Below are 14,850 nucleotides of genomic sequence, written 5' to 3'. Positions count from 1 at the left end.
CATCTCCCGGGCGTGCGGGTCGAAGCCGGGATTCCCGCCCTCCGGTTCGTACCATGGGAGACCGGTCTCAGCCCCGGCCGGACGCAGGAGGACCGACGTGCGCACTGAACGGGACGCCCGCTCAGCCGCCGCGCCACGCGCGGCGAACGCACCCGACCCCCTGGTGGGACGGGTGCTGGAGGGCCGCTATCGCCTCACCGAGCGGATCGCCCGCGGCGGGATGGCCAGCGTGTACGTCGCCCACGACCTCCGGCTGGACCGGACCGTCGCGATCAAGGTGATGCACCCCGGGATGGGTGAGCACGACACCTTCGCCGCCCGGTTCGTGCGCGAGGCCCGCGCCGCGGCCCGCCTCTCCCACCCGCACGTGGTGGCGGTCTACGACCAGGGCGACGACGACGGCGTGGTCTACCTGGCGATGGAGTACGTCCCCGGGCAGACCCTGCGCGACATCATCACCCGGCACAGCCCGATGCCGCCGGCCGCGGCCCTGGCCCGGCTCGAGCCGGTCCTGAGCGCACTCGCCGCGGCGCACCAGGCGGGACTGGTGCACCGCGACGTCAAGCCGGAGAACGTCCTGGTCGGCACCCGCCCGGGTCAGGTCAAGGTGGCCGACTTCGGTCTGGCCCGCGCGGTGAGCGCCGAGACCCAGCACACCTCCACCGGCGTGCTGATCGGCACCGTCTCCTACATCGCGCCGGAGCTGGTCACCGAGGGTCGGGCCGATGCCCGTGCCGACGTCTACAGCGCCGGCGTCCTGCTCTTCGAGTTGCTCACCGGTCGCAAGCCACATCTCGGCGAGACCCCGATCCAGGTCGCCTACAAGCACGTCCACACCGACGTGCCCGCGCCGTCCACCCTCGTCCCGGGGATCCCGCCGTACGTCGACGCCCTGGTCGCCCGCGCCACCGCACGAGACCGGGCGCTCCGGCCGGCCGACGCCGGCGTCTTCGCGCATCTCGCCTGGCGGGTGGCCCAGGCGCTCGCCGCGGGACTCGCCGACGACCCCGAGCTGACCGCCGACCTGAGGCCCGCCGCCCGGACCGGCTCCGACGGCACCGGGGACTCAGGCGAGAGCGCAGCCGAGTCGACCCTGGAGCTGGCCCGCGAGGCGACCCGGGAGCACGACCTCCGCGCCGACGAGCTGGCATCGCCGGCGTTCGTCACCGAGCAGCTTCGTCGTATCCCCCTCGCCGATGGGGCCACCGATGACGACGCCCACAAAGACACCGACGGAGGCACCGGGGACCGCCGCAGCGGGGGCGGAGGCGACGGCTCGATGCCTGCCCGCGGTGGCGCCGGCCGCCCGCGGCGACGACGGCGACTCGCCCTGGTCCTGCTCGCTCTGGTGGTGCTGGCCGGTGCCGTGACCGGCGGCTGGTGGTACACCGACGGGCGCTACGACCGGCTCACCGGGGTGGCCGATCTGACCCGTGCCGACGCCACCCGGCGGCTCGAGGCCGACGGACTGTCGGTGCGGGTGGAGCACGCCTACTCCGACAGCATCGCCAAGGGCAGCGTCATCTCCTCCGAGCCCGGCCGCGGGGCGAAGGTGCTCTCCGGCGACACCGTCACGCTGGTGGTCAGCCGCGGGGTGGAGGAGTATCCGCTGCCGAAGGTCGCCGGCCTGACCACCGACCGGGCCCAGGACAGGCTGACGGCCGTCAAGATGGACGTCGCGCCCGCGGTCGAGCGCTGGTCGGAGACGGTGCCGGCCGGGCACGTCATCCGGAGCCTGCCCAAGGCCGGCACCGTGCTCCGGCCCGGGCACACCGTCACCCTGGTGGTCAGCAAGGGCCGCCGGCCGATCAAGGTCGGCCACTGGCAGGGCGAGGACGCCGATCACGCCGAGGCGACGCTGAGCAAGCGCCACCTGGAGGTCCGGCGGATCAACCGGTACGACGACCATGTGGCCGCCGGCCTGGTGATCAGCCAGGACCCCACCGGAGGCACGCTGCATCGCGGCGACACCGTGACCCTGACCGTCTCCAAGGGACCGCATCTGGTCGAGGTGCCCTCGGTGCGTGGGCACGGCCTCGACAGCGCCAGGTCCGAGCTGGAGTCGGACGGCTTCACGGTGGACGTCAGGCACTACACGCCCTACTTCGGGCTCGGGTTCGTGATGGACCAGGACTCCGCCGGCCAGAAGCTCCCCTACGGCTCGACCATCACGGTGTGGATCAGCTGAGTCGTGCCGCGACCGCCCCGAGACCGCCCACCTCGTCCCGTCTAGACTCCGCCCCCGTGGATCCTCGTCAGCGCAACCCCATCGGAACCCACGTCCGGGTCGGCAAGGGCCTGGTCAGGGGTGCGCTCGCGACCGCCGACGAGCTCGGTTGCGAGACCCTGCAGGTCTTCGTCGGCAACCCGCGAGGCTGGGCGCTCTCGGCGGGCAGGCCGGCCGAGGACAAGGACTTCCGCCGTGAGCTCGAGGATCGCGGCCTGCGCGCCTTCATCCACACGCCGTACCTGGTCAATCTCGGCTCTCCGACCCCGGCGACCTATCAGAAGTCGGTGGCGATGGTGGCGCACCACCTGCGTCGCGCCGCCGAGCTCGGCGTCGAGGGCGTGGTGGTGCACACCGGCTCCTTCGTCGATCCCGACCCCGCCACCTCGGCCGAGAGGTACGCCGCCGCGCTCGATCAGGTGCGCGCGGGACTGCTGCCGCTGCTCACCGAGCTCTGCGATCCGGACGACCCGGCCGCGCCCTGGCTGCTGCTGGAGCCGACCGCCGGCCAGGGCCGCTCGCTGTGCGCCGGGGTGGAGGACCTGCCGGCCTATCTGGACGCTCTGGACCGGCACCCCCGAGCGGGGATCTGCCTCGACACCTGTCATGTCTTCGCCGCCTGCGCCCCGTTGGACGAACCGGGCGGGACGACCGCCACCGTCGACCGGATCGTGGAGCTCGGCGGGCCCGGCCGACTGCGCCTGATCCATGCCAACGACTCGATGGACGTCCGCGGCGCCCACCTGGACCGGCACCAGCGGATCGGCGCCGGCCACATCGGCACCGAAGCCTTCCGGGAGCTGTTCGCCCATCCGGCGACGGCGTCGGTGCCGTTCATCCTGGAGACCCCCGGCTCCGGCGAGGTCGGCAACCCGGACCTGCCGCTGCTCGCCGAGCTGCGCGCCCACTCCGCCCGATGAGCGCCGTACCACCTCCTCGCCGAGGGACGTGATGCGCGCCCGACCGTCCACCTCGACCTGGGCGACGCTGGCATTGCTGGCACTGGCAGCCTGCTGGGGCTCGACGTTCTTCATGATCCACGACCTGGTGCAGCGGATCCCGACCCTCGACTTCCTCGGCGTGCGCTTCGCCATCGCCGGCCTGGTCCTGCTGGCCATCGCACCGGGCGCGGTACGGCGACTCCCCCGGCCCGCCCTGCGCCGGTCGGTGGCGCTCGGCCTGCTGTACGGGCTCGCCCAGATCCTGCAGACCGAGGGCCTGGTGCGCACCCCGGCGACCGTCTCCGGCTTCATCACCGGCAGCTGTGTCGTGCTCACTCCGTTGCTGGCCGCGGCACTCTGGCACGCCTCGATCGGACGACCGACCTGGCTGGCCGCGATGGTGGCCGTCGTGGGTCTCGGCATCCTGACCCTGAGCGGGGTCTCGATCGGCGGTGGCGAGGCCCTGACGCTGGCCGCCGCGGTGCTCTACGCGCTGCACATCGTCGCGCTCAGCGCCTGGTCCACACCGCAGACGGCGCTGGGCAGTTCGATCGTGCAGCTGCTGGTGATCGGAGCGCTGTGCCTGCTGGTCACCGGCTGGAACGGGGTGGTGCTGCCCGACCGGAGGGCAGACTGGCTTGCACTGCTCTACATGGCGCTCGTCGTGGGCGGCCTCGGCCTGCTCGCCCAGACCTGGGCGCAGGCGCACCTGGCCCCGACGCCGGCCGCGATCACCATGTCGATGGAGCCGGTGTTCGCGGCCGCGTTCGCGGTGCTCTTCGGCGGCGAGCAGGCCACCGTCCGGCTGGTCGTCGGCGGACTGCTGGTGCTCGGCGCGATGCTGCTCAGCGAGCTCGGCCCACGACGCAGCATCGAGGGCGAGGTGCTGCATCCGAGCGGCTGAGACGGCCGATCGCGGTCCGGGCCTCCGGCGCCGTTGGCCAGGGGATTCGGGCCAGGGCTCGGGTCGGGGCCCGGGCCAGGGCTCGGGTCGGGGCCCGCTCGGCTTCGCCAGGGCTCGGTCGTCGCGGTCATGCGGCACTCGGCTGGCGGGCATTCGGGTCGGTTGGGCATCCAGCCTTAGGGTGGTGGCTCGAGGTGAGGGAGGCGACGTGAGCGCGACCTACTGCGGACAGTGCGGCCAACGGCTGGGGACAGGCCGGTTCTGCGCCTACTGCGGCGCCGACGCGCGCCCTCAGGACGCCGGGACGCCGCCGGTCACGTCGAGTGCGCCGGCACCGGCCGGTGACGAGACGGTGATCCGTCCGATCCCAGCGGGCCTGACCGACCCGACCGACCGGGCTGACCGGGCCCAGACGGCGAGCGCGCCGCCGAGCAGCGCGCCGCCGAGCACCCCGCCACCGGCCAACCCAGCACCGGCCAACCCAGCACCGGCCAACCCAGCACCGAGCGAACCCGTGGTGGCGCCCCCGGTCACCTCCGCTCCGCGTGGCGCGCGCTATCCGCTGTTCGCCGACGAGCAGTCGGCGGCCGGCCCGGCGTCGTACGCCGAGGACCGGACCCAGGTGCGTCCGGCCATTCGGACCGGCGAGCACCGGGTGATGGGCTCGCTGGCCGAGAGCGCGATCCGGCCGAGCGCGCACCCCGACCACACCTACCTGCCGGCGGCACCGCCCGCCGACGCCACCGTGCGAGTCCAGCGCGCCGACCAGCCCTCGGCGTGGGTGGTCTCGCTGTGGGTGCTGCTCTGCTTCCTGATCGTGATGCTCGCCGCGGGCGTGTGGCTGCTCGCCCGCTGAGCCGCTGAGGCCGGGCCAGGACCGCGTCCGGGACCCGGTATCGTGACACGGTGCCCCGGATCTTGGTCTCCCGCGCGCAGACCGACCTCGACCGGGATCTCGCCGTGCGCATCTGGGGGCTCGCCAACGCCGCTCGCTGGCGGCCGGCGGGCGAGCTGCGGGCGACCCGGGTCCGGGAGAAGATCTCCTCCGCCGAACTGCTGCTGGTGGCGCACTACGGGGAGCGGCCGGCCGGGATGCTGCTGGCCGAGACCTATCTGGAGGACGGCGTACCGCTGCCCGGGATCGGTCACATCTCAATGGTCTTCGTCGACCCGGCGGTCTGGGGCTCACGAGTGGGATCGAGTCTGGTCCGGGACCTGCAGAACCGGGAGTTCGACGGTCTGTCGGTGTGGACCCGCACCGACAACCGGCGCGCACAGCGGCTCTACCTGAGCACCGGGTTCACCGACACCGGCAACCGGTCGGCGCTCCAGGACGGCGACGAGATCATGCAGTTCGCCTGGTCGGCGGGGTGAGCGAGGCGGTCATCGAGGGTCACGCGCGGTCACACGTTGTTCGGAGCACTGGCAGCCTGTTGCAGTGGCCCGGTAGCGCATCGGACAGCGTGTTACTCCGCCCAGGCCGCACGCAAGACGCCGCGGAGCTCCGCCAGCGGGCGCTAGCGTCGGCGAAGCATGGCGGCGACCTGATAGGCCATCTCCAACGACTGCACCCGGTTGAGCCGCGGGTCGACGACCGACTCGTAGCGGTGGGCGAGCCCGTATTCGTCGAGCTCCTCGCCGCCGCCGATGATCTCGGTGACATCGTCGCCGGTGTTCTCCACCAGGATGCCGCCGGGCACGGTGCCGAGCGAGCGGTGCACGTCGAAGAAGCCCTGGACCTCGTCGAGCACGTCCTCGAACCGGCGAGTCTTGTAGCCGGTGGAGGCGGAGAAGGTGTTGCCGTGCATCGGGTCGCTGATCCAGGTGACGTTGACCCCCTCGGCGGTGACCTTCTCCACCAGCCCGGGCAGCCCGTCACGGATCTTGGCCGCGCCGAACCGGGTGATGAAGCTGAGCCGGCCGGGCTCGTTGTCGGGGTTGAGCCGCCGGGCCAGCGCGAGCGCGTCGTCGGCGGTCGCGGACGGCCCGAGCTTGCACCCGATCGGATTGCTCAGGTGGCGGAAGTACTCCACATGGGCACCGTCGAGCTGACGGGTGCGCTCGCCGATCCAGACGAAGTGGCCCGACACGTTGTAGGGCCGCTCGGTGCGGGAGTCGACCCGGGTCATGGCGTGCTCGTATTCGAGCAGCAGCGCCTCGTGGCTGGAGTAGAAGTCGACCCGGTGGAACTCGTCCGGGTCGGCGCCGATGGCCTGCATGAACTGCAACGCGTGGTCGATCTCGGCGGCCATCGCCTCGTACTTGGCGCCGACCGGTGAGTTGCGGACGAACTCGGAGTTCCAGGCGTGCACCTGGCGCAGGTCGGCGTACCCACCGGTGGTGAAGGCACGCACGAGGTTCAGCGTGGCCGCGGAGCGGTGGTAGACCTCGACCATCCGCTGCGGATCCGGGATCCGGGACTCGGGGGTGAAGTCGTAGCCGTTGACCGCGTCGCCGCGGTAGGCCGGCAGCGTCACCGGGCCGTCGGGCGTCTGGCGGGTCTCGTCGTTGCTGGAGCGCGGCTTGGCGTACTGCCCGGCCAGCCGGCCGATCTTGACCACCGGCACGGAGGCGGCGTAGGTGAGCACGACCGCCATCTGCAGCAGCACCCGGAGCTTGTTGCGGGTGTTGTCGGCGGTGGCGTCGACGAAGGTCTCGGCGCAGTCCCCACCCTGCAGGATGAACGCGTCGCCGCGGCTCGCGGCGGCGATCTTCTCCTTGAGCTCGTCGCACTCGCCGGCAAAGACCAGCGGCGGCAGCGTCCGCAGCCGAGCCACGGCCGCGGCCAGGGCGGTCGGGTCGTCGTACGTCGGCTGCTGGGCGGCTCCGAGGGCGTGCAGCTGCTCAAGGGTGGGGATGTCGCCGGTCACCGCTCCAGGGTACGCGCGCGGCGTCGGGGGCCGGGCATCAATAACGTACGGCGAGACTCGGCGGGGTGTTAGGTTCTGCCAGTGCTCCGGGCTGTCCTCTTCGACCTCGATGACACTCTGGTGGACCAGGCGACGGCCTCGGCCGCTGCCGTCATCGACTGGGCGGCCGAACTCGGGGTCACCGACCACGACGTGGCGGGGAGGTGGGTCGCCGTCTCCGCCCGCAACTACGCGCGCTACCAGCGGCGTGAGCTGACCTTCACCGAACAACGACGCGAACGGGTCCGTGACTTCCTGGGCGTCACCGTCGACGATGTCCGGGCGGACGACCTGTTCGCCGGATACCTGTCGCGCTACGAAGCCGGTTGGACCGTCTTCGACGACGCCGTTCCGGCGCTGCGCCGCACCCGCGCCGCGGGGCTCGTCGCGGCCGTCTTCACCAACGGCGACGAGGAACACCAACGCTTCAAGCTGGACAGTCTTGGCCTCAGTGCGGAAGTCGGCGTACTTGTCGCCTCGTCGATGCTTCCTGCCGGAAAGCCCGATCCACGCTCATTCGCCCACGCTCTCGCCCTGGTCGGGGTCACCAGAGACGAGGCCGTCATGGTGGGCAACTCGCTCGAGCAGGACGTCCACGGCGCCCGGGATGCGGGGATGGCCGGCGTGCTGCTCGACCGGCACGGTCGTCATTCGGGGGCCGACGTACCGCGTGTGCGGACCCTGGCCGAACTCGACTTCACCATCCAAGGGTTCTGAGGACCCGTCACTCGACACGGCAACAAACAAGTGGCCGAACCAATCTCACCCGTATGGGGTCGGTCAGGGCTTGCGAAGCACGCGTGCGGAAGACGGCCGCCGCGGCTGTGGCCGTCGTCGCGGTGGGGGCAGGGGTCGTGATCGCCGTGAACCTCGGTCCGGCCCACCTCAGCACGCCACCGGCGACGACACCGACCACCGAGTCGGCTATCGCTTGGAAGCCATTGGCCGCAACCTCGGACGACGGGGCAGAGACAGGCGACACCGCCACCTGCAGCGCCGCCTCGCTCGCGGCCTCCAGCACACCACCCGAAGTCGTGATGGGTCAGTACCGACTCCACATCACCGTGACCGACAACGGCCCGGACTGCTCGATGCCCAACGACGAGATCACCCTCACCAGCACGATCGGTGACAAGGCCGCGGTGACGATGGCGGCCGCGACCGGCGACACGCCACACCTGGTGCGCCAGGTCGCACGGGGCAAGAGTCTCGACTTCTCCGTCGGATTCGACACCACCTGCACCGATGCCGCCGACGCCCAGCAGGCAACCAACCCCGTCGCCCTCAGCCTTGGCGGCGACGACATCCCGGTCAGTGGCACGTCCCTCCCCGACGCGCTCACGAACTGCTCGGGCGTGGACCTCATCGCCCCGAGCGAGGACGACGAGACGACCTACGCGGGCCTGAGGGCCGATGTGACTCTCCCGGAGACAGCCACCGGCTCGACGCTGGACTACACCGTCACGCTGTCGAACGCATCGAGGAAGGCGATCACCTTCCGGACCTGCCCCTCCTACACCCAGAGCGCCAACGTGTACGGGAAGGGCAAGACGACCCAGACGTATCGGCTCAACTGCGCCGGGCACCGCAGGATCCCACCCGGCGGCAGCCTCACCTTCGCGATGCAACTTGCCCTGCCCGACGCGACCGGCCGCCTCAAGCTCGGGTGGTTCCTCGACCACGGACCCAGTACGGTCGGGGCGCTCGTTCACAAGGAGTAGGCCCATCAAGCCGAGGACGCGGCCTCAACTCGTCGCAGTCGGCGAGGATCTCCTCATACGTCATGCCGGAGGCGAGCGGTTCCAAGACGTCCTGCACTCGGATGCGCATGCCACCGACCGTGGGGGCGCCGTGGCAGATCAGCGGGTCCACCGTGATCAGGTCCAAGCAGCTGCCAGGAGTCCAGGCTCCACGGATACGCCGCGGGTGCGCCGCTACCCGTGCCTGGCGACGTCGTCGTGCAGCGTCTCCGGCCAGCGGTCGACCTCGGCCGGCGTACCGGCGATCTCCAGAGCCGCCGACGGCATCAGCCGGACCAGCTCCTGCGCGGTCGAGACCGGGTGTCCGGGGTCGTCGATCCAGGCCAGGACGGTGGTGGGTACGGCGATCGCCGCGATCCGGGCGGCGTCCGGGAGGTCGCTGGCGGCGGCTCCGCGAAGCACGCTCGGCAGCAGCGCTTCGCGGATCTCCGGCAACGTGACGGGTCGGCCGACGGTGGCCGGCGGAGGCTTCTCCTCGCGGTCCGCGGCGAGGAACGCCTTCATCCCATCCCGCTCGACGGCGTCGGCCTCGGCGCGATAGGTGGTCGCCCTCGCCGCCCGGGTCGCCCACGCGGTCGGGGGCAGCATCAGGGTGAAGCCGGCGAACCGGTCGGGGTCCAGCACCGCCGCGTGCAGGAGCGTCGCGCACCCCATCGACGGACCGACGCCGTGCACCCGCTCGCCGGGGAACCAGCTCTCCAGCAGCGCCAACAGGTCCTCGGCCAGCACCGGCCACCGGTAGTCGTCGGACACCGGGCGGCCGGTCGAGCGGCCGTGGCCGCGGGCGTCGTAGCGCAGCAGGCGGGTGCCGGACAGCCCCCGACCGAGGTCGAGGTTGAGCAATCGGTCCCGCCTGCGCGAGGAGGTCAGCCCGTGCAGTTGGACCACCGGATGGCCACCCTCGTCGCTCAGCTCGACGTCGAGCTCGGCACCTGGGACTGAGAAGACAGACACGGCGACTCCTCGAGGGCCACCGGCCCCGGACGGGTCGGCCCCGGCGGGGCGGGGTCGACCGGATGACTTCTCAACTAGGCTACCGACATGCGGCTGACCAACGTCGCCCACCTCCGAGTGCCGTTCGGTCGCCTGATCGGCTACGACGTGACGGTGGGTCCTCTCGGCGCATCGTTGCCGGTCTCCTTCGACCAGCGCCGCCACGTCGGTGCCGGCGAGCGGGCCGGATCGTGGATGGCGCTCTCGCTGCGACTGCCCGAGCCGGTGCCACCCGATGATCTCGCCGCCGCCTGGCTGGCGGTGATCGCTCGACACGGCACACTGCGCTCGGTCTTCGTGCCCGGAGACGACGGCGAGCCGGCCCTCCATCAGGTCGAGGTCTCCGCCGGCGCCTGGGTGGAGCATCCGATCGCGCCCGGGCAGGCGGTCAACGATGCGCTCCGCGACGTGTTGGACCGGGCCTGTACGCCGTACCACCGGCCCTCGCATCGGCTGTGCATGATCGAGACGGCCACCGAGCCGACCATCGTGGTCGCGGCCGATCACTCGCACGTGGACATGTGGTCGATGCTGGTGATCGCGCGGGACCTGCTCACCGCGCTCGGCGCGGTGCGCTCCGGGCGGAAGCCCGGTCTCGCCGCGACGCCCGCGTTCGCCGAGCACACCCTCGCGCTGCGCGAGCGTCCCCCGGCACCGCCGGAAATCCACCGCCGTTGGGCCGAGGTGCTGGCCGCCAGCGGCGACACGATGCCGCGCTTCCCGCTGCCGCTGTTCGGTTCGGATCCGGGAACGAGCGGCCCCGAGCGTGAGCGGGTCGAGGTCCGCGACGTCCTCGACGTCGACGACAGCGCCGCGTTCGCCGCGCAGGCGCGCGAGGACGGCGTCTCCACGCTGGCGCTGGTGGTCGCCGCGATGACCGCGGTCACCCACGATCTCGCCGGTACGCCGCTACGCGCGGTCTTCCCGGTGCACAGCAGGTACGACGCCATCTGGCACGACTCGGTCGGCTGGTTCATCACCAACTCGGTGCTCGAGTCGGGTGATCCGGACCCGTCCGCCAGCGCCGCCGCGGTCAGGGAGGCGGTCGCGCTCGGCTCGTGGCCGCTGGAGGAGATCCTGCGTCCCTGGGGCGGCATGCCCGAGCCGCCCGGGATGTTCGCGATCTCCTGGCTGGACCTGCGCCGGCTCCCGGTCCGGGTGGACGCGACCGGGCTGGAGGCGCAGTACGTCAGCGCCCGGATCCTGACCGACGGCGTGATGCTGTGGTTCATGCTCGACGAGACCGGGTTGCACCTGCGCTGTCGCTACCCCGACACCGACGAGGCCCGCCGCCATGTCGGCGCCTGGCTCGACGCGCTCGTCTCCCGCCTACGGGCCCGGGCCCGCGCCTCGGTCGGCGGCCGACTCCGGCTCGGCGGCCGCACCTACCGGGTGCAGCGAGCGACCCGGGCCGACGTACCGGCGCTGGTGGCGCTGCTCAGCGACGACCCGATCGGCCGAGCCCGCGAGGGCGCCGAACTGGCCCGCTACGAGGCCGCCTACGACGCGGTGGCCCACGACTCCTCGCACTACCTGGCGGTGGTCCGCGACGAGGACGAGGAGATCGTCGGGACGATGCAGCTGACCATCATCCCGGGGCTCTCCCGGGGCGGCACCACCCGGCTGCAGATCGAAGGGGTGCGGATCGCGCCGGGCGCGCGTGGCCACGGCCTCGGTACGGCGATGCTCGCCTGGGCCCACGACCACGGCCGTGCCCGCGGCGCCACCCTCGCCCAGCTCACCACCGACCTGGCCCGCGACCGGGCGCGGGCGTTCTACGCCCGGCTCGGCTACCAGGAGAGCCACGCCGGGCTCAAGCGGACGCTATGACGAGTCCGGCGAGCGCCACCGAACTCACCTTCGTGGGTGGAATCGGAGGGTGCCGTTGGTCATGCGGGTGTGTGGGCCGGATCGTGGGCGCGGCGGTGGTGGCCACCGAGGCTGATCCCGTTGACCGGATCGGTGGCACCGCCCTCAGCCTCGCTCGACCCGGGGCTGGACCAGCCCGCTCTCGTAGGCGAACACCACCAGTTGGGCCCGGTCACGCGCCGACACCTTGAGCATCGCCCGGCTGACATGCGTCTTGGCGGTCGCCGGGCTGACCACGAGCCGATCCGCGATCTCGTCGTTGCTCAGCCCGTGGCCGACCAGCGTGACCACCTCGCGCTCCCGAGCGGTGAGCGCCTCCCGTGCGCTCGTCGAGACGGTGGTGGGTGGCCGGGAGACGAACTCGCTGATCAAGGTGCGGGTCACGGCCGGCGAGAGCAGCGCCTCCCCACCGGCGACGACGCGCACGGCCTGCAGCACGTCCTCCGGCTCGGTGTCCTTGACCAGGAAGCCACTCGCGCCGGCGCGCAGCGCCATGAAGACGTACTCGTCGAGCCCGTAGTTGGTCAGGATGACCACGCGCACCGCGGACAGCCGCGGGTCGGCGACGATCCGCCGGGTCGTCTCGATGCCGTCGAGCACCGGCATCCGGATGTCCATCAGCACCAGGTCCGGTCGATGCTCGAGGACCGCCGCCAGTCCGGCCTGGCCGTCGGCCGCCTCCGCGACCACGCACATGTCGTCGTCGGCGTCGAGGAGAGCCCGCAGTCCGCTGCGGATCAGTGCCTGGTCGTCGACGAGCAGCACCCTGATCACGTGGGGCTCCCGAGTGGCAGCTCGGCGCGCACGGTGAACCCCTCGGCGTCGCCGCCGACGTGCAGCGATCCGCCGACACCCGCGGCTCGTTCGCGCATGCCGATGATCCCGTGTCCCGGCGTCAGCGGGGTGCCGGCAGACCCGTCGCCGTCATCGCGCACCTCCACGACGAGCAGTCCGTCGGTGCGCGAGACGGTGACCGAGGCCGAGGCGTTCCCTGCATGCCGGGCGACGTTGGTCAGCGACTCCTGCACGATGCGGTACGCCGTGGTGCTGATCTCGCTCGGCAGGTCCGCCGAGCCGTCGGGGAGCCCGACCGTGGTCAGGGTCGTCGGCACCCCGGCGGCGGTGGTGCGGGCGACGAGCTGACCGAGCCGTTCGAGCCCGTGATCGCTCGCGGACTCGCGCAGCACGCTGAGGGTGGCGCGGAGCTCGCGTGCCGCCTCCCCGGCCGCCTCCTCGATCGCGCGGAGCGGCTCGGGCACCTCCTCGCCGCGCTTGCGGGCGAGATGCGCCGCCACCGCCGCCTGGATCTTCACCACCGAGATGCTGTGGGTCAGGGAGTCGTGCAGGTCGCGAGCGATGCGCACCCGCTCCTCCGCCGACTCGCGCCGGATCGCCTCCTGGTGGGTGCGCTCGATCTCGGCCGCCCGCTCCTCCGCCTCGCGAAGTCGTGCCTTCCACTGCCGGTAGACCGCCGCCATCAGGACGGCGGACACCGCCCACCCCGCGGCGTACAGCGCGGTCAGTCTGCGGTCGAGGCCCATGAGGTCACTCTAGGAGCGGAGCGCGCCGGGCGACATCGTCGTCGAGGATGACGTCCGGCGTACTCCCCCACGATGACACCGACCGCCTGGGATCGACCGCCTCCGCAGACCGAAGTGACTCCCCACGCCTGACGACTGCGGCGATCGATCGGTCGAGGCTGGGATGACCACGAACCCGAGGAGGATCGGTGTCCCGACCCACAGTCCCGTCCCCACCCACAGTCCCAGCCGAGCCCACCGCCCCGTCCGGCGAGGCCGAGCCGATCGATGCCGCCCTGCTGCGGATCGCCGGCGTCGTCGTCCTCGGCGTCATCATGTCGATCCTCGACGTCACCGTCGTGAACGTCGCACTGCCGACGTTCCAGCACACCTTCGCTGACGCGGGCCGGCCGGCCTCGTACACCGCGGTGGCCTGGACCGTCACGGCCTACACGCTGGCGATGGCGGCGGTGATCCCGTTGACCGGGTGGGCCGCCGGTCGATTCGGCACGAAGCGGCCCTTCATGCTCGCCGTCGCCCTCTTCACCGCCGGGTCGGTGCTGTGCGCGTGCGCCCCGTCGATCGAGGTGTTGATCGGGTTCCGGGTGCTCCAAGGACTCGGCGGCGGGATGCTGATGCCGCTCGGCATGACCATCGTCACCAGGGCCGCCGGCCCCGGCCGGATCGGCCGGCTGATGTCGATCCTCGGCGTACCGATGCTGTTGGGCCCGATCGCCGGCCCCATTCTCGGCGGCTGGCTGATCGAGACGGCGTCGTGGCACTGGATCTTCCTGATCAACCTCCCCCTCGGGGTCGTGACCCTGGTCTGTGCCTGGTTCGCGCTCCCCGCCGACCGGGCGAACGCGGCCGAGTCGCTCGACCTCGTCGGCCTGGTGCTGATGTCTCCCGGACTCGCGCTGTTCCTCTACGGCGTCTCGTCGGTCCCGGATCATCACACGATGGCGAGCCCGAAGGTCTACTGGCCGATGATCGCCGGCGCCGCCCTCATGTCGGCGTTCGTGGTGCGCACGCTGCGCTCCCGAGGGCCGTTGTTGGACCTGCGTCTGCTCCGCAATCGTGAGCTGTCGGCATCGGTCGGCGCGCTGTTCCTGTTCAGCGCCGCGTTCTTCGGTGGGCTGTTGCTGGTGCCGACCTACTTCCAGGAGGTCCGGGGCGAGACGACGTTGACGTCCGGTCTGCTGCTCGCGCCCCAGGGCCTCGGCGCGATGGTGGCGATGACGGTCTCCGGACGGCTCTCGGACCGGATCCCGATCGGCCGGATCGCGCCGCTCGGACTGGCGCTCAGCGCCATCGGGATGCTGTCGCTGACCTGGGTCTCGTCCGACTCCCCGTACTGGACCTATCTGATCCCGGCGTTGTTCGTGATGGGCCTGGGCATGGGGACCGGGATGATGCCGCTGTTCACCGCGGCACTGCACACGCTGCGCCACCACGAGGTCGCCCACGGCACGACGATGGTCAGCATCTCTCGCCAGCTCGCCACCTCGTGCGGAGTGGCGCTCATGTCGACGCTGCTGGCCAACGATGCCCTCCGACACGGCCTCGTGCATGCCTTCGGGCACGCCTATCTGGTCGCCGCGGTGCTGATGCTCACCGCCTTCGTGCCGCTCTACTTCCTGCCGCGCACGCCACGCACGCCGCGCGCGGCCGCCGGATCGCGGGCGGACGCCACCGTGGTGGCGAAGCCGTGAGCACCCGGCATGTCT

The 14,850-nt window shown here is 71.8% G+C and carries 14 protein-coding genes; 9 read left to right on the top strand and 5 right to left on the bottom strand.

Features of this window, described 5'->3' with window-relative positions; translation table 11 throughout:
- Positions 1-97: 97 nt before the first annotated feature.
- The 5 genes from pknB (at position 98) to QM638_RS18720 (ending at position 5,446) form a co-directional block, all read left to right on the top strand.
- Entirely contained in the window at positions 98-2,188 is a 2,091-nt protein-coding gene (pknB, locus tag QM638_RS18740; protein WP_415144436.1) for a Stk1 family PASTA domain-containing Ser/Thr kinase, read from the top strand.
- 56 nt (positions 2,189-2,244) lie between these two features.
- Positions 2,245-3,147 carry a deoxyribonuclease IV gene (locus QM638_RS18735; protein WP_415144434.1) on the top strand — a complete coding sequence of 301 codons (903 nt, stop codon included), beginning with the start codon at positions 2,245-2,247 and terminating at the stop codon, positions 3,145-3,147.
- Between the two features lie 31 nt (positions 3,148-3,178).
- The gene (locus tag QM638_RS18730; protein WP_415144432.1) at positions 3,179-4,072 is read left to right on the top strand and encodes a DMT family transporter; all 894 of its coding nucleotides are present in this window, start codon (positions 3,179-3,181) and stop codon (positions 4,070-4,072) included.
- A gap of 208 nt (positions 4,073-4,280) precedes the next feature.
- Positions 4,281-4,928, top strand: a complete 648-nt coding sequence (locus QM638_RS18725) for a hypothetical protein (protein ID WP_415144430.1) — start codon at positions 4,281-4,283, stop codon at positions 4,926-4,928.
- Between the two features lie 50 nt (positions 4,929-4,978).
- Entirely contained in the window at positions 4,979-5,446 is a 468-nt protein-coding gene (locus QM638_RS18720) for a GNAT family N-acetyltransferase (RefSeq protein ID WP_415144428.1), read from the top strand.
- A 143-nt stretch (positions 5,447-5,589) separates the two neighbouring features.
- On the opposite strand, the gene QM638_RS18715 is transcribed toward QM638_RS18720, so the two are convergent.
- The gene (locus QM638_RS18715; protein WP_415144427.1) at positions 5,590-6,942 is read right to left on the bottom strand and encodes a class II 3-deoxy-7-phosphoheptulonate synthase; all 1,353 of its coding nucleotides are present in this window, start codon (positions 6,940-6,942) and stop codon (positions 5,590-5,592) included.
- 81 nt (positions 6,943-7,023) lie between these two features.
- Here QM638_RS18715 and QM638_RS18710 point away from each other — a divergent pair, with 81 nt between their 5' ends.
- Positions 7,024-7,698 carry an HAD family hydrolase gene (locus tag QM638_RS18710; protein ID WP_415144425.1) on the top strand — a complete coding sequence of 225 codons (675 nt, stop codon included), beginning with the start codon at positions 7,024-7,026 and terminating at the stop codon, positions 7,696-7,698.
- 320 nt (positions 7,699-8,018) lie between these two features.
- Complete coding sequence (locus QM638_RS18705; RefSeq protein ID WP_415144423.1) at positions 8,019-8,702, top strand: hypothetical protein; 684 nt, start codon at positions 8,019-8,021, stop codon at positions 8,700-8,702.
- Here the strand turns inward: QM638_RS18705 and QM638_RS18700 are convergent.
- A complete protein-coding gene (locus tag QM638_RS18700) occupies positions 8,638-8,853 on the bottom strand; it encodes a DUF433 domain-containing protein (protein ID WP_415144611.1) in 216 nt (71 codons plus the stop codon). The two genes, QM638_RS18705 and QM638_RS18700, sit on opposite strands and share 65 nt — an antisense overlap.
- A 62-nt stretch (positions 8,854-8,915) precedes the next feature.
- Entirely contained in the window at positions 8,916-9,695 is a 780-nt protein-coding gene (locus QM638_RS18695) for an alpha/beta fold hydrolase (protein WP_415144421.1), read from the bottom strand.
- Between the two features lie 87 nt (positions 9,696-9,782).
- On the opposite strand from QM638_RS18695, the gene QM638_RS18690 reads away from it, so the two are divergent.
- Positions 9,783-11,564, top strand: coding sequence for a GNAT family N-acetyltransferase (locus QM638_RS18690; RefSeq protein WP_415144420.1), 1,782 nt, complete (start codon positions 9,783-9,785; stop codon positions 11,562-11,564).
- Between the two features lie 144 nt (positions 11,565-11,708).
- On the opposite strand, the gene QM638_RS18685 is transcribed toward QM638_RS18690, so the two are convergent.
- Both QM638_RS18685 and QM638_RS18680 read right to left on the bottom strand, forming a co-directional pair.
- Entirely contained in the window at positions 11,709-12,377 is a 669-nt protein-coding gene (locus tag QM638_RS18685) for a response regulator (RefSeq protein WP_415144418.1), read from the bottom strand.
- On the bottom strand, positions 12,374-13,144 hold the full coding sequence (locus QM638_RS18680; RefSeq protein ID WP_415144416.1) for a sensor histidine kinase: 771 nt from the start codon (positions 13,142-13,144) through the stop codon (positions 12,374-12,376). Before QM638_RS18680 ends, QM638_RS18685 begins: the two co-directional genes overlap by 4 nt.
- 188 nt (positions 13,145-13,332) lie before the next feature.
- On the opposite strand from QM638_RS18680, the gene QM638_RS18675 reads away from it, so the two are divergent.
- On the top strand, positions 13,333-14,835 hold the full coding sequence (locus QM638_RS18675) for a DHA2 family efflux MFS transporter permease subunit (RefSeq protein ID WP_415144414.1): 1,503 nt from the start codon (positions 13,333-13,335) through the stop codon (positions 14,833-14,835).
- The last annotated feature ends 15 nt before the right edge of the window (positions 14,836-14,850 follow it).

It is taken from the genome of Nocardioides sp. (assembly GCF_047606145.1).
GTDB lineage: Bacteria > Actinomycetota > Actinomycetes > Propionibacteriales > Nocardioidaceae > Nocardioides.
The sequence above is the reverse complement of the archived record's forward strand: the minus strand, read 5'-3'. Positions and strand labels throughout refer to the sequence as shown.